This window comes from Rufibacter roseolus (assembly GCF_017916365.1).
Lineage (GTDB): Bacteria > Bacteroidota > Bacteroidia > Cytophagales > Hymenobacteraceae > Nibribacter > Nibribacter roseolus.
The window spans coordinates 873,798-898,733 of record NZ_JAFMSU010000003.1 but is presented as its reverse complement, the minus strand read 5'-3'; the positions used below and the strand labels follow the sequence as shown (position 1 = coordinate 898,733).

Below are 24,936 nucleotides of genomic sequence, written 5' to 3'. Positions count from 1 at the left end.
GGTTACTTCCAGGGACATTGGTGATCGTGGATGTGGCGTTCAAAATCCTCCCTGAAGTATTTCAGGGCGCTCTGCAGTGGTTCCATGGCACCGGGGGCAAGGGCGCAAAAGGTGTTGCCCGGACCAAGGTATTTGGTATGGAAATCCAGGATGTTCATGTCTTCGGGCCGACCCTCGCCGCGGTCAATGGAGAGCAGGACTTTCTCTACCCAGGGCAAGCCCTCACGGCAGGGCGTACAGAAACCGCAGGACTCCTGCGCGAAGAAATGCTGGAGGTTGTGTACGAAACCCACGGGGCAGGTCTGGTCGTCCAGGATGATCATGGTGCCGGTGCCCATACGGCTGCCCGCCGCCGCGATGGAGGTGTAATCCATGGGCGTGTCCAGGTGCTGCTCTACCAGAAAATCGGTGGAGGCGCCACCAGGTAAGGCCCCCTTGAACCTGTAGCCGTCCAGCATGCCGCCAGCGTATTCTTCCACCAGTTCCCGGATGGTCACGCCCATGGGCAGTTCCCAGGCACCAGGCCGTTTCACCTTGCCGCTCACGCCGTAGATTTTGGTGCCGGCATCCTGCGTGCGGCTCAGGCTCTTGAACCATTCGGGGCCGTTGTTCACGATGTGGGGCAGGCAGCAAAGGGTCTCCACGTTGTTTACGATGGTGGGTTTGCCGTACAGTCCGCTCACCTGCGGAAACGGCGGCTTGGCCCGTGGCATGGCCCGTTTGCCCTCCAGGGCGTTGAGCAGGGCGGTTTCCTCTCCGCACATGTAGCGGCCCACCCCGGTGTGCAGGTGCATCTCCAGGCTGAACTCAGTTCCTAAAATGTTCTGCCCCAGGTAACCGGCCGCGTACGCTTCCTGAATGGCCCTGACAATCCCTTGCGCCGCCTTTTTGTAGGCCCAGCGTAGGAACACGTAGGAGATGTCCGCCCCAATAGCGTAGGAGGCCAGGATCATGCCCTCAATGAGTTGGTGCGGATTGCCTTCCAGCAGCAGGCGGTCTTTAAAGGTGCCAGGCTCCATTTCATCGGCGTTGGCCACCAGGTATTTGGGCCTCGGTACGTCCGGGCCCATGGGCACGAAACTCCATTTGAGCCCGGTGTTGAACCCGGCCCCGCCGCGGCCCCGCAGGTTGGAGTCTTTCACCAGCGTCACCACCGCCTCGGGCGAGAGCTCTAGCAGGGCTTTCCGGACCGCCTGGTAGCCGCCCACGTGCTCGTACTCCTGCAGGCTGAGGGGTTCTCTATCCGGGTGGATGTGTTTGGTCAAGGGTCTTTCCATGGACTTTGCCGGGGCGGTTTATCGGTGGTGGTGCAGGATGACGTCTAACTCCTCAATGGTCACGTTCTGGTACAGGTGGTCATCAATCATGAGGGCGGGAGCGCGGTCGCAGGTGCCCAGGCAGACGTTTGGCAGGAGCGTGAAGCGGCCATCGGGGGTGGTCTCGCCGTAGGTGATCTGCAGTTTCTGCATCAGGTAGTCCCGTATCTGCTCGTAGCCCATGACCCAGCAACTGATGCTGTCGCAGAGCAGGATCACGTGGCGGCCCACCGGCTGCCGGAAAATGAGGTTGTAGAACGTGGCTACACTGTCCAGCTCCTCCGCCGACATGCCCAGCATGGTGGCCGTGTCCTTCAGACTTTCGTCCGAGACCCAGCCGCGGTGCTGCTGCACAACTTTCAGGGCCTCAATGCAGGCCGCCTTCTTCTGCGGCACCAGGCTAATCTCATGTTCAATCTGCGCGATTTCCTCCGTGGTCAGCATCTGTTCTTGGGTTTGGTTCTGGTGGTTTTCCTCAGCAAGGCAGCAGCCCCGCTGTTCTATAGCTTAAGTCGATGTTTTCGTCCTGAGTAAACTCACCTGATGTTCCCTGTTTCAGGCCTGTTTTCCAGAAACCAGCCTAAAAACAGAGAACTCAGGCGGACATTCACTGTATTTTGAATCCCTTCGGCTTGCTGCGGTTTTCCTGCTGGGTTGTTTTAGGGCTGTTCCTTAAAATCGGCCTTAAAACCAAAGTCAATCAGCAGCGCTTTTGCCAGAGGGCTATTGCATTTTCTCTCATTCACTCAACCACTCATTCACTCATTCCTCACCGGTCAATATCCGCGAGCACGTAGTCCATGGCGCCGAGGATGGAGAGCAGGTCGGCCACGGTGTAGCCGCGGGTGATGTAGGGCAGCATCTGCATGTGGGGGAAGGAGGGCGTGCGGATGCGGACGCGGTAGGCCGAGGTGTTCCCGTCTGAGGTGAGGTAATAGCTGTTGGCGCCTTTGGTGGCCTCAATGCAGCTCATGGCCTCACCCGCCGGGATCACCGGTCCCCAACTCACGTTCAGGAAGTGCGTGATGAGCGTCTCGATATCCTGCATGGTGTGTTTCTTAATGGGCGGTGTGGTCAAAGGGTGGTCGGCTTTGAACGGACCGGCGGGCATGTTCTTGAGGCACTGCTCTATGATGCGCAGGCTTTGGCGCATCTCGGCCACCCGCACCAGCGCCCGGTCGTAGCAGTCGCCGTTCTGGCCGGTGGGCACCTCGAAGTCAAATAGCTCGTAGCCCGAGTAAGGCCGCGTTTTCCGGAAGTCCCAGTTCATACCACAAGCCCGCAGGTTGGCCCCGGTCACGCCCCATTCAATGGCTTCCTCGGCGGTGAAGATCCCGATACCCACGGTGCGCGCTTTGAACAGGCTGTTCTTGAGCACCATGCTGTCGTATTCTTTGAGCCTTTTGGGAAAATAGTCCAGAAAACCCTGCACCAGCGTTTCCCAGCCCTTGGGCAGATCCTGCGCCACGCCGCCGATGCGGAACCAGTTGGGGTGCATGCGCCCGCCACAGACAGCCTCCACCACCTCGAAGACTTTCTCCCGGTCAGAGAACATGTAGAACACCGGCGAAAGCTGGCCCAGGTCCTGCGCGAAGGTTCCGTACCATACCAGGTGACTGGCTATCCGGAAGAACTCGCACATCATCACCCTGATCACCTTCACCCGCTCGGGTACCTCAATGCCCGCCAGTTTCTCCACCGCCAGCAGGTACGCCAGGTTGTTCATGACGCCGCCCAGGTAATCCACCCGGTCTGTGTAAGGGATATAGGTGTGCCACGATTGCCGCTCGCCCATCTTCTCGGCCCCGCGGTGGTGGAACCCGATCTCGGGCACCGCATCCACAATGTCTTCGCCGTCCAGTTGCAGAATGATGCGCAGAACGCCGTGGGTGCCCGGGTGTTGCGGCCCGATGTTGAGGAACATGAAATCACTGTCTTCGCTCTGGCGCGCCATGCCCCATTCCTCGGGCTTGAACTTCAAGGCCTCCTGCTCCCGGTCCTGTTTCTCGTCCCACAGCCGGAAAGGTCCCATCTCCGTGGCCCGGGCCGGGTGCTCTTTGCGCAGTGGGTGGCCCTCCCAGGTGCGCGGCATGAGAATGCGCGACAGGTGCGGGTGCCCTTCGAACTTGATCCCAAACAGGTCATAGATTTCCCGCTCATACCAGTTGGCGTTGGCCCACAACCCGGTGATGCTGGGCAGGGAAGGATACTCCCCAAACAAGCCTATCTTCAGCCGGATGAATTGGTTCCGCGCGTAGGAGAACAGGTGGTAGACGATGGTGAAATCGGCGTGGGGGACGTGGTTTGTGGCACGGTTGCGGGTGCGTTCATCCAGGGCGCAGAGGTCGTAGAGGAAAGGGAAAGGCTGCGGGATTTCTTTCTTGAGGTGATGCAGGATCTCCTTGGCCTGGCCCACGGGCATCCAGAGGGTGAGGATCTCATCCTTGGTGGTCTGTACGGTGAAGGTGCCCTCACCGAAACGGGATTGCAGTTGCGCCAGAAGGTTGCCGTTGCTATCCATTGTACAGGAGTTTTGTACCCCCATTCAGGGGCATATCCTTTTCCTTGCGTACCTATTTCATTCCTCTACACTGACGGGGTTCCACTTGCTATTGGGTTTATCCTGATGTCTTGAATCCTACTTGAAGGTATTCTGATTTATATCTCATCCGGAGACCGAAAATCGGTCATTTGCCGGCGGTATTCCACTTTGCGCGCCTTTACCTCGGTTTTATCTGGCCGGATGATGCCCTGTTCGCCCACGCTCCAGCTCAGCGGCCGCTTCTCTTTCCCCACCGATTCTGACAGCAGCACCAAGCCTTCCATGAAGGCATCGGGGCGGGGAGGGCAGCCGGGCACGTACAGGTCCACGGGCAGAAATTTGTCCACGCCCTGTACCACGCTGTAGATGTCGTACATGCCGCCCGAATTAGCGCAGGACCCCATGGAGATGACCCAGCGGGGTTCCATCATCTGCTCGTACAGGCGCTGGATAATGGGGGCCATCTTGATGAAGACCGTGCCGGCGATGATCATGACATCGGCCTCGCGGGGCGTGCCCCGGATTACCTCGGCCCCGAAACGGGCCAGGTCGTATTTGGGGGTCATGCTGGTGGCCATTTCCACAAAGCAGCAGGACAGCCCGAAATGGAACGGCCACATGGAATTGCGACGGCCCCAGGCCAACAGGCTTTGCATGGAACTGAGCATGATGCTCTGCTGCATGGTTTCCTCGTAGGAGCCCGTGCCCTTCACGGCGCCCGTGGGTTGTTCTGGTCTACTTAGCCACCACTTCATGCCGGGTCTCTTCTTTTAGGGTGATTTTCTTATAAGCCTGTAGAATCTTCCTGCCGTCCGGACCAAAGTCCAGGGCCCCGTTGCGCCATTCATAGATGAGCACCACCACCAACAGCACGATAAACGCCAGCACCCCGAAATACCCGTACCAGCCGAGTTCCTGGAATGCGATGGCCCATGAGACAATGAAAATGGTCTCCACGTCAAAGATGACGAAGAGCATGGCGATGAGGTAGAATTGCGAGGAGAAGCGTAGGCGCGCCGTACCCGTGCTGATGATGCCGCCTTCATAGGGCTCGGCGGTGGCACGCTCGTTGTGCCGACCGCCCAGGAAATGGGAAATGGTGAGGATGATGCCCGCCAGGCTGAGCACAATGGCCGCGTAGACCAACAAGGGCCAGAGCAGGGTTGTTTGGGTAGAATTGGTCAAAGCGCATCCCCTCCAGGGAATCGTTTGGATTCTGGTTTACCGCAGTTAGGAAAGGTTCACAAGCACGCACTGCCGGCAAGAGCCGTTAGTGACCGGTTATGTAATGCTCCAGGTTCTCTATAATGAATTTCTGCTCGTCAATGATGTACTTTACCACGTCCCCAATAGAGATCAAGCCCACCAATTCCCCGTTTTCCAGAACCGGAAGGTGCCGGATGTAGCTTTGGGTCATCAGTTTCATGCATTCCTCTATAGGGGTGTCTGGGGTAACGGTGATGGGGCGTTCGCTCATGATTTCGCTTACCAAGGTCTCTTTGGAGGCTTTCCCCTTCAGAATCACCTTGCGGGCGTAATCACGTTCAGTAAAAATACCGGTAAATCTTCCCCGGTCTATAATCAGGAGGGCTCCCAGGTTTTTCTCGCACATGAGCTCCAGTGCCTGGTACACGGTGTCGTCGGGTCCTATCGAGTAGATAGCGTGCCCCTTGTTTGCTAAAATGTTTCTGACCTTACCCATTTTGCCTCTTCCTCCGCAAGAGATTTCTATAATGTGTAAAGGGGAATGATTGTGGTTTTTGCCAAGGATCTATAAGATAGGAGAAATATAATATTTATTTTAATAATTACATTATTTTTCTTCATTTTTTTGCCGAAATGAGAATTTGTAATTAAGAGTGAACTGCTTTTCAGTATAAGACAAGGGTGTTTACCAGATCATCAATCTGGCAGCAGTATTTTTGCTTTTTTTGGTATAAAATTCTGCTAATTAAGGTATTGTCTTTTTGTTGCAGTCCCTGTTGAGCCAAAAGTTCTTAGACTCCAAGGCGGGAATAGGCAGCCTAGTTTCCGTTTTTAGTCGTTCAGCCTTCTAAAGCCTCTTTCCTAGGGATTGCCAGTCGCCCCTTTTCTTCAGAAGCTAGTGTTTGGCATGGTTCATGGCCTTACCCGACCTACCTAACTCATGCAGGGCTGCCCTAAAGCCCTGGGCCAGGATAGTTGCGGGACCCTGACCGTAATAGTGCAGGAAGATCATGTGCGGGTCGTCGCCTAGCATGTGGTTGTGCACAGCTACCACCTCCAGGTTGCTTCGCCGGAGCGCGGCGATCACCGGGTTGACCTCGTGCTGCAGCATGGCAATGTCGCCGGCAATGTGCGCGCGCTCTTTGGTGCCGGCAAAGGAGGCCCAGGAGTTCAACCCAATGGAAGGCGTCATCTCGGCCCCCATGGCCATCACCCTCAGATCTGAGCGGCCCACGGTGTATTTATAGGTAGGTCCGTTCACAGTGCCAGTATATTTCACAATGGCGTCTAAGGCCGGAATATCAAAGTTCTCTTTTCCGGTGGGGCCAGCGGTAGCAGCTTGCGGTGGCTGGTTCGTTGGCGCTATTTTGCTTTGGCTGATGGTGGCCGCAAACTTTTTGGCAAGGTCAGCCGGGCTGCCCATGCCATGCAGGTGCATGTAATAGATGCGGGGCTCCTCGTAGAAGAAGTGGTTGTGGATGGCGCTTACCTCCAGCCCGTTGGCGTGGGCCGCTGAGATGAGCGGATTCACCTCTTCCTGCAGCAGCACCGTGTCGCTCATGAGCATGGCCGTTTTTCCATCCACGGTTTTCTTGATGGACGCCCAGCCACCGAAACCGAAGGGGATGGGTACGGCTTCGCCTTTGACTTTAACTTTCAAATCATTGCGGGGAAGGCCGGTGGTGTGGGTAGCCTCGTCTTCCTTGTAGGTTCCTTTCTTACCCAAAGCGCTCTCTATGGCCGATATCTCAGCAGGGGAGAGCGGGGGCGTTTTCTTGGGTGCCGGCGAGGCTTGCAGGTCCAGTAATCCGAAGGCGGAGGCGGTACCCAGAAGGGCAGTGGCCTGTAAGGCATTGCGTCTATTCATAGGACTAACGGTTTATGCAGGAAAGCCACAGAGCCGCTGGAGCCACTGTCAGAGCAATTTACAAACAGTTAGGAATATGCCGCTGGAATTTGTTTGTTTCCTTCTGACCTGAAATGGGGTAGCTAAATAGTGGAAAATGGGAAGTTGACATTTCAGACCTGTTTCCCGAGGATCGGGCTTAAAACGGAGGATAGGGGTTACTTGCGGAGAGAAGGTGGTTGCTAAGCATAAACAACCCACCCCTTCCCCTCCCAAGAGGGGAATTCCCGGAAGGTGAGCTGAACAAGGGTAAGGCCGATTGAATGAGCGGACTATGTCAAAGGGCTCTTCCCTTGGACTGTCCCCCGACAGACCAACCCAGTAGGGACTCTTTTCCAAGTTTGTGGTTTGGTCTGGTGGGGGACAGACCAAGGAAGCAGAGACAGTTTCAAGGAATACCCTAACTAAGACATCTGCAGTCACCAAAAGGCAACAAAAAAGCCGATCTCGGGTGAGATCGGCTTTTCAGCACTGATAGTATGTGAAAACTAAACCGTAAGGTCTTAGCTTCTTTTTTCTTTGATACGGGCGGCTTTACCAGAAAGACCTCTCAGGTAGAACAGACGGGCTCTTCTGACTTTACCTCTGCGGATTACCTCAATTTTCTCGATGTTTGGAGAAAGAAGCGGGAAAATACGCTCGGTTCCGATTTGGTTAGACACTTTTCTTACAGTGAAAGTCTCGCTGGCACCGGAGTTTCTGCGCTGCAAAACCACGCCTTGGAATTGCTGGATACGCTCTTTGTTACCTTCACGGATCTTCACGTGAATATTCACTGTGTCGCCAGCAGCAAAAGTAGGAATTGAAGCACGCTTCTCTGTGTATTCCTGCTCTACTAATTTAATTAAATCGCTCATGACTATAATATAGTGTCTTTTTATCTGCAAAATTCGGAGTGCAAATATAGACGTTATTTTTCTAATTGTAAATCAACAAGTACTAATTTTTTTCATCATGCAGCAAATCAGGCCTTAGTTGGCGGGTGCGCTGCACGGCCTGCTCAAACCGCCACTCCTCTACTTTGGGAGTATTGCCAGACAGCAGGATTTCTGGCACGGTATGTCCCTCAAAATCAGCGGGACGGGAGTACACCGGAGGAGCCAGGAGATTGTCCTGGAAAGAGTCTGAGAGCGCGCTGCTCTCGTCATTCAACACACCGGGTATTAACCTGATAAGCGAATCTGCCAATACCGCGGCAGCCAGTTCCCCGCCAGAGAGCACATAATCGCCTATGCTGATCTCGTGGGTCACAAACAGATCGCGCACGCGCTGGTCCACGCCTTTGTAGTGGCCGCACAGGATGATGACGTTCTGCAGCAGAGACAACCGGTTGGCCATGGGCTGGTTCAGCGTCTGGCCGTCTGGGGTCATGTAGATCACCGCATTATAGGTGCGCTGGGCCTGCAGTTCCCTTATGCACTTGGCAATAGGTTCCACCATCAGTACCATGCCGGCGCCTCCACCAAAGGCGTAGTCGTCAATCTGGCCGTGCTTGTTGATGGCGTATTTGCGCAGGTCGTGCAGGTGTACTTCCACCAGACCTTTGTCCTGGGCTCTTTTTAGAATAGAGTGGTCAAAGGGGCCGGTGAGCAGGTGGGGCTGGCAGGTAATGATATCAAACCGCGTCATCGTCTTCGTCTTCCTCGCCTTCCAGGGGCGGTTCTTCCAATTGGCGGTTAGAGGGTTGGGTGTACACTTCCAGCAGGCCCTCAGGCAGGCTCACGTAGATCTTGCGTTCCTCTTTGCTGGTGCGCAGGATGATCTCGTCCTGAACCGGGATGAGCACCTCGTGACCCTGGTAGTCCATGGCCAGCAGGTCTTGGTTGGGCAGGTCAAAGAAGGTCTGCACGGTACCCAGTTCGCCTAACTGCTCATCTATCACCGTATAGCCAATCACCTCATGGAAGTAGAACTGATCTTCTTCCAGGTCGGGCAACTGGTTCAGGGGAAGGTAGAGGGCTACGCCTTTGAGTTTCTCGGCATCGGCCACGGTGTTCACATCCTCAAACTTGAGAATGCTTTTGCCTTTGTCCTGTGGATTGAGGTCATCAATGAAAAAAGGAACCAGTTTCCCGTTAATCAACAGGAAAACTGATTCCAATTCATCGTACTCTTCCGGAAAGTCAACGTCAAAAAACGCGACCACCTGGCCTTTGGTGCCATGCGTGCGAACAATATACCCCAACTGGAAGCATGCGTCTAACGTCATGGCTAGTAAAATTAAGCTTGAGCTTCTTCTGTAGCGTCAGCAGCAGGAGCGTCTTCAGCACCTTCGGCATCGCCTTCAGCAGCCGGAGCATTGGCAGCAGCAGCTTCAGCAGCTCTTCTTTGCTGAGCCTCAACACGGGCAGCGTTCACTTTGGCTTCGGCCTCCAAAGCAGCTTTTCTCTGAGCAGCTTTGTCGCTTCCTAATTTCTCTACTTTACCGCTGATTTTGGCTTCTTTACCGGCTTTCCACTCTGCATAGCGGGCATCAGCCTGCTCTTGCGTCACGGCACCTTTCAATACACCAATCTGTAAGTGCTTTCTGAACATAACACCGGTGTAAGAAAGCATGGCTTTCACAGTGTCAGTTGGTTGAGCGCCTTTCAATACCCAATCCAACGCTTTGTCTTCGTTGAAGTTGATAGTGGCAGGGTTTGTCTGTGGGTTGTAAGTACCCAATTTCTCGATGAAGCGACCATCACGTGGTGCACGAGCGTCTGCAACTACGATATCGTACATTGCAGCTTTTTTGCGGCCTCTGCGGGCCAGTCTGATTTTAACAGCCATAGTAAACTTTGTTAAAGCGCCGGATCCCGTCCGGCATTGGGGTGCAAATGTACGGCAATAATTTTGAAACTGCTACTATTGATTTAAAGATTTGAGAATGTGGCCTTTTGGAATGGCGTTGGATTTGGAGATTTGTGGATTTGAAGATCTGAAGATGGGCGATAGTTGAGGCGTTTTGAGGCTGATTTATGAAAAACTGGCCAGAAACATGGCTCGCTCTCAAAAGGGTATTCTTACCTGAACGGTACCAGGCTGTGCGGTCCCCGGCCGAACAGGTCTCCGGCCAGGAAGAATCGTTTTGAGGCTGAATTTGCAGAATCGTCCCAAAAAGAAGGGCCGTACTGTTTCTGCACCCAATTTGGAGAAAAACCCTGGAGCCGGAGCAAGGCCGGGAAAACATGAAAGTGGCTGTAGCCCCACCGCGGCTTTGGGGAGGACGGGATGCCGGTAAGTTTACCGGGGTCCCAGATCCACAAGGGCACGGCGGCCTCCTGCGGCGAAGTCTCCTGCACCGAGGCATGCGTGATACTGATTCCTGATTGCGCCAGGTTCTGGCCGTGGTCTGAGGTGTAGAAGATGACGGTGCTGTCCTGGGGGGAGATGGTGCCCATGAGCTTGCGCCAGAACTGGTCTACCGTCCAGCGGAGGGAGTTGTGATACGTATTCAGGGTACGTGCCTGGTCTTTGTAGATACTGCGCGGCGAGAGCACCGGTTTGAAAAACGTAGAGTCTGCTGGATAGGTGCGGGCATACGGCCAGTGGGCACCAGCTTTGACTACGTAGGCGAATACCTTTTTCGGGGATTTAGCCAAGTGCGCTAACTGGTCTGCCACCAGCATGTCCCGGTCATAGTATGGAGCTTGGGGATGGGTAAAAGCGGGCCGTTCCATGTGGTCAATGTATTTTAGGTCCTCGGGGCTCATGAAGTTCTGCAGCACATCGCCGCCCAACTGCGCATCTATGTAATAGGTGATATAGCCCGCCTTTTGAGCGAATTGAAAAATATTGGTGCGGGAAAAAGTGCGGTACGCTGTGTCTGGAAGTTCCGTAGGCCGGGTGCCACTCATCAAAGCAATGTTGGAGCCGGCGCTCTGGTTTGTGGTTGAACTGGCCACCCCAAAGTCTAGTAATTGACGCCGGACGGAATAAAGGAAAGGCGTAGTCTTAAGTTCCGGCTGATGCAAAGTCAGCTCAGTGGCGGTGATACTCTCGTCCACAATCAGGAAGAGGTGCGGCACGCCGGCGCTTTCCGGAGGGACGGGTACTGGGGTTCGTAGGGGTTGCGGCAGTTGGTCTGTCACGACCGCAATCACCGTCAGTGGAACCCGATAGAGCGCCGGAAAATCATCCACCACACCAGTGGTTCTTTTGATCATGGTAAAAGCCGCAATGGCAGCCAATGGCAGGAAACAAGCCGTCCAGGATGCTGACCGCCACGCTGCTTTCTTTCTCAGCCAATTAATGGCTATAATCACTAGAATGGTAGCTAAAAAAGCAAGGGCAGCCTGCCCTCCGTAATTCTGAAGGGCGGTATCCAGAAGCGGTAGATTGTTCCAGGCCAGCACCGCATCTGAGTACATGAAGTTGTAGCCCGTGATAAACCGGTAGGTGAGACTTATAAGCAGGCAGGGGAGGAGATGCGCCAGGGTAACCCGATAAAGGATTTTGCTTCGGTTGAAAAGCAGGAGCAGAAGGCTTGCCACTGAAAACGCAAACAACACCAGGTACAGCAGCAGGTGCATGAGGCTATCCTGAAAAAGCAGGAATGTGGTGATGAAGTAGAACCGGCCGGGCCGCATCTCTATCAGCAGGACAAACAATGCCAACGCGCAGAATAGAATAAAAGGAGTGTGCCTTAAAAAGCGTGGCCTCATGTATTTCCCGTAACTTGCTCTCTTAAATCAGGAACCGAAGGTAATGGAACTCGTTCAATCTGCCAATCCGGCGGATAGGCTCCCCGGCCGTGTAGATCAGATAGACGTCATGCGTGGCTTTGCGCTGCTGGGAATATGCCTGGAGAATATTTTCACCATGCATACGTCAAACGCCTTTTTTGCGGAGTATGCCAGCCGGTACGGGCATGGGTTGAACCACTTCCTGCTACTTGCCTTGATGGTGTTGGTGAGAAGCAAATTCTACCCCATCTTTTCCTTCGTGTTCGGGGCATCTGCTGCGTTGGGGTTACCCGCCCAAGGCCCAGGCTTCTTCCTGCGCCGGTTAGCCGGACTGTTTCTCCTGGGCGCGTTGCAGGTAATTTTTATCTGGGAAGGCGATGTCTTGGTGCAATATGTGTTCATGGGTTGTCTTTTGTTACTGCTCCGGAATTGGGGCGCCAAGCCTTTGGTAATCCTGGGCTCTTTTCTGCTGCTGTTTAGTTTTATGGGCGATTTGTGGGAAATGCCCCAAAAGCAAGTCTCCGAAGAGAGCTTGGCCGCTTATGAGACGGGTACCTTTTCAGAACTAATGTTTTTCCGGGTGCAGGAGTATTTGCAAAGCGTATTTACCTGGGCAGCCCTTCTCTTCTATAGCCGGATTTTTGCCTTTATGCTGATGGGCTTCGCCTTTGTCAAGAGTAACAGTATCTCGCGGTTAACTTCCCCGGCTTGGCTCCTGAGGGTATTTCTGGGGCACTTGGCCTTAGCCATAGGAGTAGCCATTCTGGTGCAACTGGCCGGATGGCGGGGAGAAGCAAATGAAACGCTTTGGCTGAAAGAGTTGTGCCTGGGAATCTATTTCTATGCCACTGTTATTACCCTGGCTTCTTTACCTGTTTTGCTTTGGCATACTTCCATACTGCAACGCTTCCTATCTTCCATGAGATTGCTAGGAAAACTCACCCTCACGCACTACTTAACCCAAAACCTGCTGTTCAGCCTGCTTTTCTATGGGTACGGATTGGGCTTGTTCAATAAACTGGAGCCCTGGCAGTGCGTGCTGCTATATGTTATAATAATAGCACTTCAGTTAGGTTTTTCGGTCTGGTGTCTGAAACGGTATAAACAAGGTCCTGTGGAATGGCTACTAAGACGCATAGCCGGTAAAAAGCAGAAAGGCGCCTCCTGATCGGGAGACGCCTTTCTGCTTTTATAGAAGCTGCGGTTAAGCAGTAGCTTTTTTCAATTTAATGATACCCACTTTGTCCAAGGTCCAGATGATAGGGTAGGTTGGGTCCACTTCCCACCATTTCACCCCGAAATTCACGCGGTTTGGCAATTTGTGGTGGTTGTTCTGGAATAACTCCCCGCCGGTTAAGAAATCAAAGAAAAGCGAGTTTCTTGATTTGTCGTTGTTGTCAAAATTCTGGTAGCCGTATTTGTGGCCGCTCCAGTTCACAATGGCACCGTGCAGAGGTCCCATCAGGAAGTGCAATGGTAGCAGCAGGTACATCCACCAGAAATCGGCGAATTTTATATAAAATAACACGTAGAACGTACCCCAGGCCAGACGGGAACCCCAGTGGTCACCAATGTTCTCCACCAGGCGCCAAACCGGGTAATTGCCGTCAAAGCGCAACTCTGGTTCCACCCGGTTCTTCAGTACATCGTTGTAGATGTTCTTGGTCTTCCACATCATGGTGAAGGCATTGCTGGAAAAGTGCGGCGAATGCGGGTCACGGGCCGTGTCTGAGAAGGCGTGGTGCATCCGGTGCAGAATAGCGTATGCCCTGGGCGACAGGAAAGACGAGCCCTGGCTGATGTAGGTGAAAAGGAAAAAGAACTTCTCCCAAAACGCATTCATGGTAAACATTTTATGCGCGGCGTAGCGGTGGAGGTAGAAGGTCTGCACAAACAGCGACAGGTACCAATGGGCTACAAAAAAGAGGATGATGATCATGCTGGGTGATTGCAATTAATAGTTTACGCCTAACACCGGCGGGCAGTATGAGAACAGCCCCGCCGTAAATAAGTTCACAAAGCTACAACGCAAGTTTTAAACGCTGCAAAGACAAACCTGTATTTTGCGCAAAAGTGACAAGAATCATCTTTTAACTCTCCCCATTCTCCAGCCAAGAGCCTGTAAGCAGGTTATAGATTGAAGTTTGCCTTTAGTCTATTTTGTTTTAGGGCCATTTTCCCAAAAACGGCTGAAAATCGCTTCGGCACCGAATCAGAAACCGCACGGCCTTTCATAGCTAGCTTCTGCATGGGCAAAATAAGTAACTGCGCCAGAATTTAAAAGAGGGCTGTAGCCAGATGAATCTAAGGTTGGAAAGGTTGCCAGGCCGGGATGCGGGGAAGAGGAGCCTTTACCGATACCCAGGTTTTCAGGATGGGGTGCTCAAAACCCAGTTCCTGCGCGTGCAACGCGATGCTTTTGTTTGGCAGCGGCTCCGGGGCTCCGTATCTGAGATCGCCCAGGATGGGGCATTTGAGCGAGGCCAACTGCACCCGTATCTGGTGCGGCCGACCGGTGACGGGCCGTACTTCTACCAGGTATTTGCCATTAGTACCTTTAAGCAAAGAATAACTTAGTTCGGCGCGTTGGCTGCCCGGCTTTTCACTTGTGAGGGCTTTGGTGGTGTTGCGTTCCGCGTCTTTGATGAGCCAATGCACTAGGGTGCCGGCCTCAGGGTGAGGCGCACGCTGCGTGATGGCCCAGTAGATCTTCTCCGTCTTGCGGGTTTTGAACTGCTCGTTCAGGCGGGTGAGGGCTTTGGAGGTTTTAGCCAGCAGGACTACGCCGCTCACCGGCCGGTCCAGGCGGTGCACCACGCCAATGAACACGTTGCCCGGTTTCTGGTATTTCTCTTTGATGTATTCCTTCGCCAGTTCAGAGAGCGGCACATCACCGGTTTCATCGCCCTGCACCAGTACCCCGCTAGGTTTGTTCACCACCAGCAGATGGTTGTCTTCAAAAAGTACGTCTAGCTTGAAGGGGGCAGGCATTCGGTTTTAAAGGTGTTTTTAGGAAATGGGGCCGAAAACGGAAAATTGTTGATTGCTGATTGTTTTTCAGGAGACAACAATCAGCAATCAACAATTAAATCAATAAGCTTCTTCTTCGGTGGGAAAGTTGAGGGATTTTACGTCCTGGATGTAGTTGCTCACGGCGCCGGTGATGATCTCGTGGAGCTCGGCGTAGCGGCGCAGGAAACGGGGTTTGAATTCCTTAGTGATGCCCAATAAATCATGAATTACCAGTACCTGACCGTCTACGTGTGGCCCGGCCCCGATCCCGATGATGGGGATATGGAGTTCATTGGCTACGCGTTTGGCCAGCGCAGACGGTATTTTCTCCAGCACAATGGCAAAACAACCCAGTTCCTGCAGCAGACGGGCATCGGAGAGGAGCTTCTCGGCCTCGGCCTCTTCCTTGGCGCGCACAGAGTACGTCCCGAATTTATAGATGGACTGTGGCGTCAATCCTAAGTGCCCCATGACCGGCACGCCGGCGCTGAGGATACGCGTAATGGAATCTTTGATTTCCTCGCCGCCTTCCAGCTTCACGCCGTGGGCACCGGATTCTTTCATGATCCGGATGGCGGAACGCAGGGCCTCTGAGGAGTTTCCCTGGTAAGAACCGAACGGCAGGTCTACCACCACAAACGCGCGTTTCACGCCCCGCACCACTGAGGAGGCATGATAGATCATCTGGTCCAGGGTAATGGGCAGCGTGGTCTCGTGGCCAGCCATCACGTTGGAGGCAGAATCACCTACCAATAAAACATCTGTTCCGGCGGCATCCAGTAAGGTGGCCATGGAGAAATCATAAGCAGTGAGCATGGAGATTTTCTCGCCACGTTCTTTCATGCTTTGCAGCTGGTGGGTGGTAACTATTTTTACCTCGCGTTTCTGAACCGACATAATAGAATTGGGGGTGTTAGCCTGGGCAAAGGTAAGGAGTGGGGAATTAGGAATCAGGAATAAAAAACCAGAAATTCTTTGCCGGTGAACTAGGGTGAAGTGTACCAGTTTAATACGTTTGTTTCCCAGGCTTAGGTGTGTTTTAAGGCAGATTTAAGGGAAATGGCTTAAAAACAGAGCGGCCATCTTGAAGAAGATGGCCGCTCTGTTTTTAGCTTAGTAAGGTCTTCCGGTGGCGCTGCTGCTGCGCCGGATGCGCAGGTCCTGCAGCAGGGCAGACTTGGCGTTGATGTTGATGGAGTAGCGCTGCAGTACTCCAAACGGTACCCAGTCTATAGACATCTGCCAGCAGTGAAGGTCCCGTACAATCCCGATGTTGGTGTAACTCAGGATCTTGTTCTTCAGGTCATAGCTGGTGGTGTAGTTCACGGCCCATTTATCGGTGAGGGTCACGGAACCGTTGATGCCCGCCGAGGTGGCGTTGTTCACCAGTTTGTCGGTGAGGTTATCGCGGGTGAAGTTGGAGGTCAGGTCCACGGAGAGCGTCCAGGGAATATTGAACTCCACGTAATCTGCGGCGGTAACGGTGCGCTGCAGGGCCGGCAGGTTGGTGGGCGGCGCGGCCCCCGAGGCGGCCTGTTGCTTGCGGGCCTGCTGGTTAAACTCAAACCCGGTGTTGAAGTTCAGGTTCATGAGGCGAGCCAGCCTGAAACCGCCGCCTTGCGCCAGGTAGATGTTTCTTCTCACCCCGTTGATGTACTGGTAAGGGTCAAAGCTCCCCGAGACCGTCACGCCTACGTTGTTGAACAGCTTCGTAGACATGTTCACGTTGATGTTTGAGAGCTTGAAAGAATCGGCGGCCATGTTGTAGGACCCGGAGAGGTTGAAGGCGTCAATCAAACTCACTTTTTTGTACACGCCCGCGCTGTCGGTCTTCACTTTCATCTCTACGTTGTTGCTGATGGAGAAAGAGAGAGCGCTGGTGAGGCCCGGACCCGGTACGTTGCCTTCCAACCCCTGGAACCGGGACAGCAGCTGCGTGTTACCCAGACTGTCGCGCTGTACCCGCTGGTAGAAGCCGTATTCCTCCCTTCCAAAATCAGGGCGCCAGCTATAGGAAACGTTAGGCGTGATGGTGTGCCGGATAGCCTCAATCTTCTTTCCTTTGATCTGCGCAATGCCGTACAGGTTGGTGGAGAAAGACAAGCTTCCCTGGTATTGGTAGGTGCGCTGCAGGCCTTTAGAAGTATCCGCTTCCAGCAGGTTAGTCCCGGGCTTGGTGCGGTAGGTGTACTTTTTGGTAAACCAGCTCTCGCTATAGCTCACGCCCGGCGTCACTTTGAAGTGCTTGAAAAGGCTCACCGTTCCAAGGGTAATAGGAATGTCATGGTTGATGCTGGTACGGGCATTCCGGAAAATCTGGGCCAGGTTAGACCCGTTGATGGCGATCACCGTGTCACGGACCCTGGCGGTGGTGAAAGGGAAGCCCAGGCTGTTACCCGACGAGATGTTGTTGGTCACGTACTGGCGCGCATTCAGGGAATACCCAATCCGGATGCCCTCAATCCAACGGCCGGTCATCGTACCGCCAAACCACTCAATGGGGCTCTGGCTCGCCACCCCGAAGCTGAAATCAGGGAGGGTGAAACTCATCTGCTGCACCGGAACCAACTCGCCGGCTTCATTGCGCTGGGTTCTGGTGGTCTGGCTTTGCGAAATGGTTACGCCGTAGTTGATAGGCGAGTTGGGGCTGCTCTTGCGGTATGAAACAGTGGAGTTGAACGCCGGTGATAGCGCATTCTGGGCGGTGGTGGAGTTTCTTTGGTTATAGAACTGGCTACCGGCGTTCACGCTGGCCGAGAACTGACCTTTGCCGGGTCGCGTGATAGGCTGGTGGCTCCAGCTGATCCAGATGTCGCGGGAGTCTGTGTTATAGTTGTAGACGGCATCGGTGGTCCGGCCCACGCCAATGTTCTCGGAGCCTTTGTTATAGGTATGGCTCACGGAGAAGTTACCGCTGAACTTGTAGCGTTTGGTATAGGTAGACTGCACCCGCGCGCCGTAGCCCCCCAGTGAGAAGATATCGCCGGTGATGCGCATGTCCATGTACTCGTTCATGGCCCAGTAAAAACCGCCGTCACGGAGGTAGAAGCCCTGCTGGTTAGACTCCCCGAAGGTAGGAATGATGACCCCGGAACCTCTTTTACGCGGCGAAGGGAAAAACCCAAAAGGCAGACCGATAGGCGTGGGTACATCGGCGAAGACCAGGTGAAAAGGCCCGGCCACCACGCGGTCATTGGGGATCACCTTCATCTTGGAGGCCTTGATGTAGAAGTGCGGGTGCTCCAGGTCACAGGTGGTATAGCGGGCGTGCCTACCGTAGATGCTGCCCAGGGAGTCGCGTTTGATGGTTTCGGCGTGGATATAGCCCTCGCCCTGCGTGGTAACGGCGCCAATCACGCGGCCCTTCTTGGTTTTGTAGTTGTAGGCCATGCGCTCGGCCTGGTAGTTTTCGGCCCCGTTTTTGAAAAGAGGCTTGTTTTGAAGCACCCCGGCAGAGTCCAAAATCCCTTCGGCGTTGATGAGGTTGGTTTTCCAGTTGATCTGGATGTAACCCGCGTCCAGGGCGATCTCGCCGTAATCAATGTGGGCGTCGCCGTACAGGTGCATGATCTGACTAACGGCATCGTAGCGGATAGAGTCCTTCGCCTTATAATTAATGGTGGTCTCAATATCACCTTTGGCTTTGGCGTTAGCAGTATCAGGAGAGGAGACCACAATGGAGTCCGCCTTTGGAATTAAATTGGCACGATTAAGGTTAGGACGAATTTGCGCGCTTCCCTCCGTAGCGGAAAAAAAGGCAATCACTGTAAAAGCGGCGATTGCCAAAAACAGGAGGGATCTCTTCTGATTCAAGTAAATTTTTTGTTATTTTGTTAACTAGGACAAAGTTATTAACAATAGCTTTTAACTAACGCATCCTGTGAAAAATATTGTCTCTCTTACCGTTTTTGCTTTTTTACTCTTTGGTTCCTTCACCACTTTTGACCGGAAGGATGTAAAAATACGAACTGTGGTAATTGACGCCGGCCACGGCGGAAAAGACACGGGTTGTAACGGAGCCTCGGCCCGCGAGAAGGAAGTAGCCCTCAAGGTGGCGCTTAAACTGGGCGAACTCATTGAGGAGAACGTGCCCGATGTGAATGTTATTTTCACCCGCAAGGACGACCGCTTTGTGGAGCTCATTGACCGGGCGGGCATCGCGAATAAAAACCACGCCGACCTGTTCATCTCCATCCACTGCAACTCCGGGCCCAGCAACGCCTTCGGCACCGAGACCTACACCATGGGTCTGCACAAGTCCAGCAGCAACCTGGCCGTAGCCACCCGCGAGAACTCCGTAATCTTGCAGGAAGAGGACTACGAGAAGAACTACAACGGCTTCAACCCTAAGTCGCCGCAGAGCCACATCCTATTCAGTTTGTACCAAAGTGCCTACATTGACAACAGCCTGAGGTTCGCGCAGAAAGTGGAGCGGGAGTTCAAGACCAAGGTGGGCCGCTCCAGCCGTGGCGTGAAGCAGGCGGGCTTCCTGGTGCTGTGGAAATCTGCCATGCCCAGCACTTTGATTGAGATTGGCTTCCTGACCAACCCAACGGAAGAGAAGTACCTCAACGATAAATCCAACCAATCGTATATTGCATCAGGCATATACCGCGCTTTCAAGGACTACAAGCAGGAACTTGAGGCCATGAACTAATTTAATCTACCTCTGTGGGAAAATTTTCCAAAGAACTCAAAGTAGCGTTGCTGGGCATTGTGTCTTTGGCGGCACTCTACGTGGGCTTTATATTCTTAAAGGGAAGTGATATACTTTCCTCAACGCGTACTTTCTACGTCACCTATGACTCTGTGGAAGGCCTGGCGGTCTCTAACCCGGTGTTGATCAACGGTTTCAGGGTAGGTCTGGTGAAGAACATGGTGCTGGACCAGAAGAAAGGCAACAAGATTCTGGTAACCCTGGACATTGACAAAGACATTGACGTGGGCGATTCTACCGTGGCCATGCTGGTGAGCTCAGACTTACTGGGCAGCAAGGCGGTGGAACTGTATATGGGCCGTAACAGACTGCGCTACAAGGGCGGCGAGTACCTCATTCCATTCGTGAAACGCAGCATCACCGACATGCTGTCGCAGCGGGCCATGCCCGTGCTGGGCACCGTAGACACCACCCTGCAGCGCCTGAACGCCTTCCTTGACAAAGACGCGAAACAAAGTATCCAGTCCATCCTGCTCAATGCCCAGGCCACTTCAGAGACCCTGAGGGCGGTGGCGTTGGCCAACCAGGGCAACATCAACGAAATCACCAGCAACCTGGCCCGGCTTACGGCTTCCCTGCGGGGCACCGAGGCCAAGTTCAGCCGCCTGGCCGGCAGCCTCAATACCCTCACCGATACCCTGGACGTCAACTCCATGAACAGCGCCATCAGGGGGCTGGACAGCACCATCTATCAGGCGCAACTGACCATGGCCAAAATCAACCAGGCCAACGGCAGTTTGGGCAAGCTCATGAACGATGACTCATTGTACAGCAATCTCAACGCCTCCAGCGCTAGCCTAAACGAGCTGCTTATGGACCTGAAAGCCAACCCTAAGCGCTACGTGCACTTCTCCCTTATTGGGGGCGGCACCAAGGTGAAGGAAGCAAAAAACGTGAAGGAAGCCACCCGGGTGAAAAATGCCGAGAACGTGCAGAATGCGGGAGCGGTAGACACCAAGAAATAACCCGCGTTATCAGCAGCAAAAAGCGTTTCGGGGCCGTTTTCTTTAAAGCGGTCCCGAAACGCTTTTTTGTTGCCTTCCGTAAAGCGAAGCAATTTCCTAACAAGTGTTAGCCTTTTCTGAATTTTGCTATATTTGTATACCCCGCATGGGACCTAACCCCTAACCACCCGCTTTCTGTAGATTTATGGATATTGAATTCAATAAGAACGAAGACAGCCTCAAACAGCTTTGCTTCCAACTTAAAGCCAGACATGACAAAGTAGCCCTGGGTGGCGGCGAGAAAGCCATTGCCAAACAGCACGAAAAAGGCAAACTCACCGCCCGCGAACGCATCAAATACCTGCTGGATGAGGATTCTGAGTTTCTGGAGATAGGCACCTTTGCCGGTGAGGGCATGTATAAAGAGTACGGCGGATGTCCGGGTGCCGGGGTAGTGGCCGGCATTGGCTACGTGAAAGGGCGGCAGTGCATGGTAATAGCCAACGATGCCACCGTAAAGGCCGGCGCCTGGTTTCCCATCACCGCCAAAAAGAACCTGCGGGCGCAGGAGATTGCCATGGAGAACCGTTTGCCGGTCATCTACCTGGTAGACAGCGCCGGCGTGTTCCTGCCCATGCAAGACGAGATCTTCCCCGACAAAGAGCACTTCGGGCGGATGTTCCGCAACAACGCCATCATGAGCTCAGAAGGCATTGTGCAGATCTCGGCCATCATGGGTTCCTGCGTGGCAGGCGGAGCGTATCTGCCCATCATGAGCGACGAGGCCATGATTGTGGAGGGCACCGGCTCTATCTTTCTGGCCGGATCTTACCTGGTGAAAGCGGCCATCGGGGAAACCATCGACAACGAGACCTTGGGCGGCGCCTCTACCCACTCAGAGATCTCCGGCGTAACCGACTATAAATTCGAGACCGACCAGGAGTGCCTGGACCACATCAGGAACATTTTCGATAAAATGGGCGAGAATCCCAAGGCAGGTTTCAACAGGGTAGCCGCGGCGAACCCCAAGCTGGACCCGAAGGAAATCTACGGTATCCTGCCGCAGGACCGCGTGAAGCCCTATGACATGATGGACATCATCCTGCGGCTGGTGGACAACTCGGAGTTTGAGCCTTACAAAGACCTGTATGGGCAGAGCCTCATCTGCGGCTTGGCGCGCATTGACGGCTGGGCCGTGGGCATTGTGGCCAACCAGCGCAAGATTGTGAAAAGCAAGAAAGGCGAGATGCAGATGGGCGGCGTGATTTACTCAGACAGCGCGGACAAAGCGGCCCGTTTCATCATGAACTGCAACCAGAAGAAGATTCCGCTGGTGTTTCTGCAGGACGTATCCGGGTTCATGGTGGGCAGCAAGGCCGAGCACGGCGGTATCATCAAAGACGGCGCCAAGCTGGTGAACGCCATGAGCAACTCTGTGGTGCCTAAGTTTACCATCTTGATCGGGAATAGCTACGGCGCGGGCAATTACGCCATGTGCGGCAAAGCCTATGACCCGCGCCTGATCTACGCCTGGCCTACGGCGCAACTGGCGGTGATGTCTGGCGCCTCGGCGGCCAAAACGTTATTGCAGATCCAGGTGGCGTCCTTGAAAGCCAAAGGCGAGGAGATAACCCCCGAGGCTGAGAAAGAACTTCTGGACAAAATCACCGACCGGTACAACGAGCAGTTGAGCCCGTACTACGCGGCCGCCCGCCTGTGGGTAGACGGCATCATTGATCCGCTGGAAACCCGGAAAGTCATTTCAGTGGGCATTGAGGCGGCCAACCACGCACCCATCACCAAACCCTTCAACGTAGGCGTGATCCAAACTTGATTATAATTAGGAATTGGGAATTAAGAATTGTGCGGAAACCAGCCCAGCTCTCCCAGCAAGGGACTTTCCGCTTGTGTATTTAGAAAAGCCCTAGCCTGAGCTTTTACATTATCTGATATTCCCCTCCTAGGAGGGGTAGGGGTGGGTAAAGGAGCGTATTTGATTTATGCCGCACTTGCAAACCGCGCCCTGTGTTGAGTAAGAATCAGGAAACTACATCTTGACAATGAAAGAATTTTTGACCTCCTGGCGCTAATCCGGGAGGTCAAATTCGTTTAGGAGCTGACTTTGGGAAAACAGCCCGGAAACGCTTTTGCTTTATTTCCCGTTCTCAGAGGAAGGAAATTTGGTAACCGCCAGCCTTGTTCATAAACAGATTCAGTAGTTATGATTCTTAATTCCTAATTTTAAATTCTTAATTGATTTACCTTGACGAATAAAGAGATAAAGGCGCTCATCTCACTATTGGATGACGAGGACCCGGATGTGGTGGCGCACGTGCACCAGAAGATTGTGGAGTTAGGCGACACCATCACGCCGTTTCTGGAGGAAGCCTGGGAAGAGAGCCTGGACCCTGAGCACCAGAAGAAGCTGGAAGAACTTATCCATGACCTGCAGTACAGCTCCCTCACGCAGCGCCTGAAAACCTGGAAAGAAGAAGGCGCCACCGATCTGGTGCGCGGCATGTGGCTCGTGAGCACCTACCAATACCCCGACCTTACCCTGGAGCAGATCATGCAGCCCCTGGCCGAGCTGTACTATGAAGCCTGGGTGAACGTGCGGCCCGAGATGCACCCATATGACCAGGTCAAAGCCCTGAATCACGTGCTCTTCAAGCTGCACCACTTCTCTGCCAACACCAAGAATTTCCACGCGCCCAACAACTCCATGATCAACCAGGTGCTGGAAAGTAAACGGGGTAACCCGTTGACGCTCTGCGTGATTTACATGGCCCTGGCGCAGAAACTGGGTTTGCCCGTGTACGGCGTGAACCTGCCCAATCTGTTCATCCTCACATTCAAGAGCGACGTGATTCCGCAGTTCTATATCAACGTGTACAACCGCGGCCTTATCCTCTCCAAGAGCGACATAGACAATTACCTGTTGCAGTTGAACCTGAGCCCCGTGGATATTTTCTATGAGCCCTGCTCGCCCATTGACATCGTGCGGCGCGCCCTCCGGAACCTGTCCCTGTCTTACGAGAAACTCAACGACCCAGAGAAAGCCACCGAGATTGAGAAACTCATTGACGTGCTGGGCGATGAGCAGGTCACCAACGCCAGCGCGTCTTCTGAGGAAGAGGACATGGATGACGAGGAAGGCTACGATGATGAGGACGAAGAAGAAGATCGCTAACGTTTAAGGCCTGTTTTAAGAAAACCAAGTCTAAAACAGAAAGTATTCATTAGGAAGCCACTCCCCGGGAGTGGCTTTTTTTGTGCCCATTGTCATCGGGCGCAGACCTGTTTTAAGGGCATTTTGAGGAAAACAGGCCTGAAACAAATTTCCTGGGCTAAGGGATATCGTTATCTTTATTCTTTCATGCTTGCATTATGATACAGAAGAGTACCCGCTTAGACAATGTTTTCTACGAGATACGAGGTCCCATTTTTGAAAAGGCAGTGGACCTGGAGAAGGAAGGCTACCGCATCACTCGGCTCAACATTGGCAATCCGGCGCCCTTCGGGTTTGAGGCGCCAGATGAGATTGTGCATGACGTGATGGTGAACCTGCGCAACGGCCAGGGCTACACAGACTCTAAAGGCGTATTTGCGGCCCGCAAGGCCATCATGCACTACAGCCAGAGCAAAGGCCTTTACAACGTGCACGAAGACGACATCATCATAGGCAACGGCGTGAGCGAATTAATCATGCTCAGCATGCAGGCTCTGCTAAATAACGATGACGAGATCCTGATTCCCGCCCCCGATTACCCGCTGTGGACCGCCGCCGTGACCTTATCCGGGGGCAAAGCCGTGCATTACCTCTGCGACGAAGCCTCTGACTGGTACCCAGACCTCGCGGATATGGAGAAAAAGATCACTTCCCGCACCAAAGGGCTGGTCATCATCAACCCCAATAACCCTACCGGCGCCGTGTACCCTGCCGAGGTGCTGCAGCAGATTGTGCAACTGGCCGAGCGCCACAAACTCATCATTTTCTCCGATGAGATCTACGACAAGATCCTCTACGATGAGGTAGAGCACCATTCCACCGCCTCTTTCACCGAGGACGTGCTGTGCCTTACCTTCAGCGGGCTGTCCAAGAACTACCTGGCCGCCGGTTTCCGGGCCGGCTGGATGGTGGCCTCGGGAAACAAAGCCATCGCTACTTCTTACCTGGAGGGGCTCAACGCCCTGGCCAGCATGCGCCTGTGCAGCAACGTGCCCTCACAGTTCGCTATCCAGACGGCCTTGGGCGGCTACCAGAACATCACCGACCTGGTGTTGCCCTCCGGCCGATTGTACAAGCAACGCGAGGTGTGCTACGAGAAACTGACCTCCATCCCCGGTATCACCTGCGTGAAGCCGAAGGGTGCCTTCTACATGTTCCCAAAGATCGATACGAAGAAATTCAACATCCAGTCAGACGAGAAACTGGTGCTGGACCTTTTGATTGACCAACACGTGCTGTTGGTGCAGGGTACCGGCTTTAACTGGCCCCAACCCGATCATTTCAGGGTGGTGTACCTGCCCATGGCCGAGGAACTGGCCCTTACCCTGGACAAACTCGCCGAGTTCCTGAAGGAGTATGACGGCGCGGCGGTCATGGGGTAGTGCCTGCCTGGCGTT

At 53.8% G+C, this 24,936-nt stretch carries 23 protein-coding genes; 6 read left to right on the top strand and 17 right to left on the bottom strand.

Annotated features, from left to right (window positions below; genetic code table 11):
• Positions 1–2: 2 nt before the first annotated feature.
• The 13 genes from nuoF to J3P35_RS19460 form a co-directional block, all read right to left on the bottom strand.
• On the bottom strand, positions 3–1,277 hold the full coding sequence (gene nuoF, locus J3P35_RS19520; RefSeq protein ID WP_210466430.1) for an NADH-quinone oxidoreductase subunit NuoF: 1,275 nt from the start codon (positions 1,275–1,277) through the stop codon (positions 3–5).
• Positions 1,278–1,295: 18 nt separating this feature from the next.
• A complete protein-coding gene (nuoE, locus tag J3P35_RS19515; protein WP_210466429.1) occupies positions 1,296–1,760 on the bottom strand; it encodes an NADH-quinone oxidoreductase subunit NuoE in 465 nt (154 codons plus the stop codon).
• 325 nt (positions 1,761–2,085) lie between these two features.
• Entirely contained in the window at positions 2,086–3,837 is a 1,752-nt protein-coding gene (nuoC, locus tag J3P35_RS19510) for an NADH-quinone oxidoreductase subunit C/D (protein WP_210466428.1), read from the bottom strand.
• Between the two features lie 137 nt (positions 3,838–3,974).
• Positions 3,975–4,613: an NADH-quinone oxidoreductase subunit B gene (locus J3P35_RS19505; protein ID WP_210466427.1), complete on the bottom strand. Its 639-nt coding sequence runs from the start codon at positions 4,611–4,613 to the stop codon at positions 3,975–3,977.
• A complete protein-coding gene (locus J3P35_RS19500; protein WP_210466426.1) occupies positions 4,594–5,043 on the bottom strand; it encodes an NADH-quinone oxidoreductase subunit A in 450 nt (149 codons plus the stop codon). Before J3P35_RS19500 ends, J3P35_RS19505 begins: the two co-directional genes overlap by 20 nt.
• 85 nt (positions 5,044–5,128) lie before the next feature.
• Entirely contained in the window at positions 5,129–5,560 is a 432-nt protein-coding gene (locus J3P35_RS19495) for a CBS domain-containing protein (protein WP_210466425.1), read from the bottom strand.
• Positions 5,561–5,959: 399 nt separating this feature from the next.
• Positions 5,960–6,931, bottom strand: a complete 972-nt coding sequence (locus J3P35_RS19490; RefSeq protein WP_210466424.1) for a DUF1259 domain-containing protein — start codon at positions 6,929–6,931, stop codon at positions 5,960–5,962.
• A 542-nt stretch (positions 6,932–7,473) separates the two neighbouring features.
• Positions 7,474–7,827 (bottom strand): 50S ribosomal protein L19, encoded by a 354-nt coding sequence (gene rplS, locus J3P35_RS19485; RefSeq protein ID WP_123127567.1) that lies wholly within the window; start codon positions 7,825–7,827, stop codon positions 7,474–7,476.
• A gap of 82 nt (positions 7,828–7,909) precedes the next feature.
• A complete protein-coding gene (gene trmD, locus J3P35_RS19480) occupies positions 7,910–8,599 on the bottom strand; it encodes a tRNA (guanosine(37)-N1)-methyltransferase TrmD (RefSeq protein WP_210466423.1) in 690 nt (229 codons plus the stop codon).
• Positions 8,586–9,179, bottom strand: coding sequence for a ribosome maturation factor RimM (rimM, locus tag J3P35_RS19475; RefSeq protein ID WP_210466422.1), 594 nt, complete (start codon positions 9,177–9,179; stop codon positions 8,586–8,588). The genes trmD and rimM overlap by 14 nt, the downstream gene beginning before the upstream one ends.
• Before the next feature lie 11 nt (positions 9,180–9,190).
• A complete protein-coding gene (locus J3P35_RS19470; RefSeq protein WP_210466421.1) occupies positions 9,191–9,742 on the bottom strand; it encodes a 30S ribosomal protein S16 in 552 nt (183 codons plus the stop codon).
• A gap of 233 nt (positions 9,743–9,975) precedes the next feature.
• Entirely contained in the window at positions 9,976–11,616 is a 1,641-nt protein-coding gene (locus J3P35_RS19465; protein ID WP_210466420.1) for a sulfatase-like hydrolase/transferase, read from the bottom strand.
• A 22-nt stretch (positions 11,617–11,638) separates the two neighbouring features.
• Positions 11,639–11,779, bottom strand: a complete 141-nt coding sequence (locus J3P35_RS19460) for a hypothetical protein (protein ID WP_210466419.1) — start codon at positions 11,777–11,779, stop codon at positions 11,639–11,641.
• On the opposite strand from J3P35_RS19460, the gene J3P35_RS19455 reads away from it, so the two are divergent.
• Positions 11,774–12,805 carry a DUF418 domain-containing protein gene (locus J3P35_RS19455; RefSeq protein WP_210466418.1) on the top strand — a complete coding sequence of 344 codons (1,032 nt, stop codon included), beginning with the start codon at positions 11,774–11,776 and terminating at the stop codon, positions 12,803–12,805. The genes J3P35_RS19460 and J3P35_RS19455 overlap by 6 nt on opposite strands.
• Positions 12,806–12,841: 36 nt before the next feature.
• Here J3P35_RS19455 and J3P35_RS19450 read toward each other — a convergent pair whose 3' ends face one another.
• The 4 genes from J3P35_RS19450 to J3P35_RS19435 all read right to left on the bottom strand — a co-directional run bounded on the left by J3P35_RS19450 (position 12,842) and on the right by J3P35_RS19435 (position 18,324).
• Positions 12,842–13,576: an acyl-CoA desaturase gene (locus J3P35_RS19450; protein ID WP_210466417.1), complete on the bottom strand. Its 735-nt coding sequence runs from the start codon at positions 13,574–13,576 to the stop codon at positions 12,842–12,844.
• Between the two features lie 365 nt (positions 13,577–13,941).
• Positions 13,942–14,628, bottom strand: a complete 687-nt coding sequence (locus tag J3P35_RS19445; RefSeq protein WP_210466416.1) for an RluA family pseudouridine synthase — start codon at positions 14,626–14,628, stop codon at positions 13,942–13,944.
• A 99-nt stretch (positions 14,629–14,727) separates the two neighbouring features.
• Complete coding sequence (gene panB, locus J3P35_RS19440; RefSeq protein WP_210466415.1) at positions 14,728–15,546, bottom strand: 3-methyl-2-oxobutanoate hydroxymethyltransferase; 819 nt, start codon at positions 15,544–15,546, stop codon at positions 14,728–14,730.
• A gap of 216 nt (positions 15,547–15,762) precedes the next feature.
• Positions 15,763–18,324, bottom strand: a complete 2,562-nt coding sequence (locus tag J3P35_RS19435; RefSeq protein WP_210466414.1) for a putative LPS assembly protein LptD — start codon at positions 18,322–18,324, stop codon at positions 15,763–15,765.
• Positions 18,325–18,529: 205 nt separating this feature from the next.
• Here J3P35_RS19435 and J3P35_RS19430 point away from each other — a divergent pair, with 205 nt between their 5' ends.
• The 5 genes from J3P35_RS19430 to J3P35_RS19410 all read left to right on the top strand — a co-directional run bounded on the left by J3P35_RS19430 (position 18,530) and on the right by J3P35_RS19410 (position 24,921).
• Positions 18,530–19,306, top strand: a complete 777-nt coding sequence (locus J3P35_RS19430; protein ID WP_210466413.1) for an N-acetylmuramoyl-L-alanine amidase family protein — start codon at positions 18,530–18,532, stop codon at positions 19,304–19,306.
• A gap of 14 nt (positions 19,307–19,320) precedes the next feature.
• Complete coding sequence (locus tag J3P35_RS19425; protein ID WP_210466412.1) at positions 19,321–20,331, top strand: MlaD family protein; 1,011 nt, start codon at positions 19,321–19,323, stop codon at positions 20,329–20,331.
• A gap of 184 nt (positions 20,332–20,515) precedes the next feature.
• Entirely contained in the window at positions 20,516–22,144 is a 1,629-nt protein-coding gene (locus J3P35_RS19420) for an acyl-CoA carboxylase subunit beta (RefSeq protein ID WP_210466411.1), read from the top strand.
• 429 nt (positions 22,145–22,573) lie between these two features.
• On the top strand, positions 22,574–23,500 hold the full coding sequence (locus J3P35_RS19415) for a transglutaminase-like domain-containing protein (protein ID WP_210466410.1): 927 nt from the start codon (positions 22,574–22,576) through the stop codon (positions 23,498–23,500).
• Between the two features lie 197 nt (positions 23,501–23,697).
• Complete coding sequence (locus tag J3P35_RS19410; RefSeq protein WP_210466409.1) at positions 23,698–24,921, top strand: pyridoxal phosphate-dependent aminotransferase; 1,224 nt, start codon at positions 23,698–23,700, stop codon at positions 24,919–24,921.
• Positions 24,922–24,936: the final 15 nt, after the last annotated feature.